Annotated in this window: 3 protein-coding genes; 2 read left to right on the forward strand and 1 reads right to left on the reverse strand. The window is 70.0% G+C overall.

What is annotated here, in order from left to right; translation table 11 throughout:
• On the forward strand, positions 1–937 hold a 937-nt coding region (locus tag AC1DZ6_RS21130), incomplete at its 5' end, for an amidohydrolase (protein ID WP_477099098.1).
• A gap of 32 nt (positions 938–969) precedes the next feature.
• Positions 970–2,019: an SGNH/GDSL hydrolase family protein gene (locus AC1DZ6_RS21135; protein WP_477099099.1), complete on the forward strand. Its 1,050-nt coding sequence runs from the start codon at positions 970–972 to the stop codon at positions 2,017–2,019.
• Between the two features lie 32 nt (positions 2,020–2,051).
• Here AC1DZ6_RS21135 and rnr read toward each other — a convergent pair.
• Positions 2,052–3,782 (reverse strand): ribonuclease R (gene rnr / locus AC1DZ6_RS21140; RefSeq protein ID WP_477099100.1); only part of this gene is annotated, 1,731 nt, incomplete at its 5' end.

The raw sequence follows: 3,782 nt of genomic DNA on the forward strand, positions 1-3,782 counted from the left end.
GGCGCAGTGGGAAGGCCGGACCCTGCCGGTCATGCACGCCTGCGGCCACGACACCCACGTGGCCATGCTGCTGGGCGCGGCGACGGTGCTGGCCGGCATGAAGGCGCAGATCCCCGGCACGGTCGTGGTCATCTTCCAGCCGGCCGAGGAAGGCTCCCAGGCCGGCGAGGAGGGCGGGGCGCTTCTGATGGTCCGCGACGGGGCGCTGGAGCATCCCAAGGTCGACGCCATCTTCGGCCTGCACATCGGCCCCGGCGACGCCCATGCCCTGAACTATCGGTCCGGCGGCTTCTATGCGGGCTCCGAGCGGCTGACGATCACGGTCAAGGGCAAGCAGACCCATGGGGCGCGGCCCTGGGCCGGCGTCGACATGGCCAGCGTCGCGGCCGACATCGTCCAGGCGTTCAACCAGCTGTCGGCCCGCCAGATCGACGTCGGCGCCTCGCCCACGGTCCTGACCGTGGCGACGATCAACATGGGGGTGCGCAACAACATCATCCCCGAAGACCTGACCATGACCGGCACCCTGCGCACCTTCAACGCCGAGCGACGGGCCGACGTGATCGACAAGGTCCAGAAGACCGTGGCCGCCATCGGCGACCGTTACGGCGCCAAAGCCCAGGCGGTGTTCACCCAGCCCTATCCGGTCACCCGCAACGACCTGGCCCTGTCGGCCTGGGTCAAGCCGGTGCTGGAACAGGCCTCGCCCGGCAAGGTCGACGACCAAGCCGCGCTGGTGACGGGGGCCGAGGACTTCTCGCGCTATGGCGAGAAGATCCCGGCGGTGTTCATCCAGCTGGGCGGGCGACCGGCCAGCGTGCCCGCCGCCACGGCCCCGGCCAACCACTCGCCGTATTTCGACATCGACGAGGCGGTGCTGGAGACCGGCGTGAAGGCCGAGGTGCTGCTGGCGTTGGACTATCTGGCGAGGAAGTAGCGTCTGGCGCGGCGCTTCGAAGGAGGACCTGTTTGCGATCCCTGCTTATCCTCGCCGCCGTCGCGGCCCTGGCCCTGTCGAGCCCGGCCGCGGCCCAGACCGCCCTGACGCCCAACATCGGCGGCCGGACCGTGGCCTTGCCCGACGGCGGCTACGCGTTTGGCTGGCCGGGCGTCTATTTCGAAGGCCGGTTCACCGGACCGTCCGTCGAGGTGGCGGTCGATCCGGGCGCGGAGCATCTGGCGGTCAGCATCGACGGCCAGGTCCGCACCGAACTCGACAAGACCAGCGCCCCGCGCGTCACCTTCGGCGATCTGGGACCAGGCGAGCACGTCGTGCGGCTGGACAAGCTGACCGAGAGCCAGAGCGGCTCGGCGCGCTTTCTCGGCTTCTTCGTCGGCCCCGGCGGCCGGGCCCTGCCGTCGCCGAAGCGTCCGCATCGGATCGAGTTCATCGGCGACTCCTATACGGTCGGCTACGGCGTGCGCTCGACGACCCGCGAGTGCACGCGCGCCCAGATCCACGATCTGACCGACACCAGCCTGACCTTCGGGCCGATCCTGTCGCGCCGGCTGGACGCGGACTATCGGATCGTCGCCTTCTCCGGCCGGGGCGTGGTGCGCAACTACGGCGGCGGCGCGCGGGGCGAGACCTTGCCGGTGCTCTATTCGCGCATGATCCCGGGCCAGGCCTCGCCCAGCGTGACTCCGGCGGACCCCTGGCGGCCCGATCTGATCGTCATCGGCCTGGGCACGAACGACTTCTCCACGCCCCTGACGCCGGGCGAGGCCTGGACCGACAAGGCCGCCCTGCACGCCGACTATCGCCAGGCCTACGTCGCCTTCGTCCGAGACCTGGCGCGACGCCAGCCCCAGGCGCGGTTCCTGCTGATCGCCATCGGCAATTTCGCGACCGACGTGGAAGAGGTGGCTCAGGCGGTCGACGCCGAGGCGCCGGGCCTGGCGACCCCCGTGCGGATCACCGGCATGGACCGGGGCGCCTGCGACCATCACCCGTCGATCGCTGACCAGCAAATGACGGCCGATCGCCTGGAGGCGGCGGCGCGGGCTGCTCTCCCCTAGACACCCTCTCCCTCTGGGAGATGGTTACCGAACTACCGCCGCTTGCCGCGCCGGACGCCCTTGGGCAGGCCCCCACGCGGCTTGATCGCCGGCTTGCCGCGGATGCCCAGCCTCGGCCTCGGCGCCTTCGGATCCACCGGCAACGCTTCGGTCAGCATCTCGAACAACAACCCGCCCGTGACCGGGGTGGCCTCGCGCAGCTTGACCTCGACCGACAGCCCCAGCGGGAAACGCTTGCCGGTGCGCTCGCCGACCAGGGCGTGCATGCGGTCGTCGTGGATGAAATATTCCTCGCCCAGGGTCGAGACAGGGACCAAGCCGTCGGCGCCCGTCTCGTCCAGCTTCACGAACAGGCCAAAACGCGTCACCCCCGTGATCCGGCCGGTGAACGTCGCGCCCACCCGGTCGGCCAGGAAGGCGGCGATGTAGCGGTCGGTGGCGTCGCGCTCGGCGGCCATGGCCCGACGCTCGGCGTGGGTGATGACCTCGGCGGTGTCCTTGATCTGCGAGATGTCCTGGTCGGTCAGGCCGTCGTCGCCCAGCTTCAGGGCCCGGATCAGGGCCCGGTGGACGATCAGGTCGGCATAGCGCCGGATCGGGCTGGTGAAGTGGGCGTAGCGGGCCAGGTTCAGGCCGAAGTGGCCCAGGTTGTCGCTGGAATAGTGGGCCTGCATCTGGGTGCGCAGGACCACCTCGTTGATGATCGCCGCGTGCGGGCTCTCGCGGGTGTCGTCCAGCAGCTTGTTGAAGCGCGCCGTGGTCGGAGCCTCGCCCTTGGACCACTTGACCTCCAGGGTCTGCAGGAACTCGGTCAGGCTCAGCACCTTCTCCTGACTGGGCGTGTCGTGCACCCGGTAGATCAGCGGCGTGCGCTTGGCTTCCAGGCTTTCGGCCGCGCAGACATTGGCCTGGATCATCATCTCCTCGATCAGCTTGTGGGCCTCGAGGCTGGCGCGGCGGGTGATCGACTGGATCTCGCCTTCCTTGATGATGATGCGGCGCTCGTCGCTTTCGATGCCCAGGGGCGAGCGCTGCTCGCGGCCCTTGCCCATCAGGCGGAAGGCGGCCCACAGGGGGCGCAGGATCGGATCCAGCAGCGGACCGGCCTTGTCGCCGTCCTGGCCGTCGGGCGGGGCGACGCCGTCGATGGCGGCCTGGGCCTGCTCATAGGACAGCTTGGCGGCCGAACGCATCAGGCCGCGCACGAACTTGTGGCTCTTCTTGCGGCCGTCGTTGTCGAACACCATCCGCACCGCCAGAGTGGCGCGGTTCTCGCCTTCGCGGAGCGAGCACAGGCCGTTGGACAGGGTCTCGGGCAGCATCGGCTCCACCCGGTCGGGGAAGTAGACGCTGTTGCCCTTCTCGCGGGCGTCGCGGTCCAAGGCCGAGCCCGGACGCACATAGGCGGCGACGTCGGCGATGGCCACCCAGACGATCCAGCCGCCCACATTGCCGGCGTCCGGGTCGGGATGGGCGTAGACCGCGTCGTCGTGGTCGCGGGCGTCGACCGGGTCGATGGTCACGAACGGCAGGTCGCGCAGGTCGTCGCGGCCTTCCAGGGTCGGCGGCTTGGCGGCGCCGGCTTCCGCCTCGGCCTCTTCGGAGAAGCCCGTCGGGATGCCGTGGCTGTGGATGGCGATCAAGGATGCGGCGCGCGGATCGTCCTCGCTGCCGACCACTTCCAGCACCTTGCCGAACTTGGGGCCGTAGCGGCCCGAGGCCGTGCCCACCTGGGCCAGCACCAGGTCGCCGTCCTTCAGATC

The sequence above is a fragment of the Caulobacter sp. P1_B12_2 genome, from assembly GCF_056406675.1.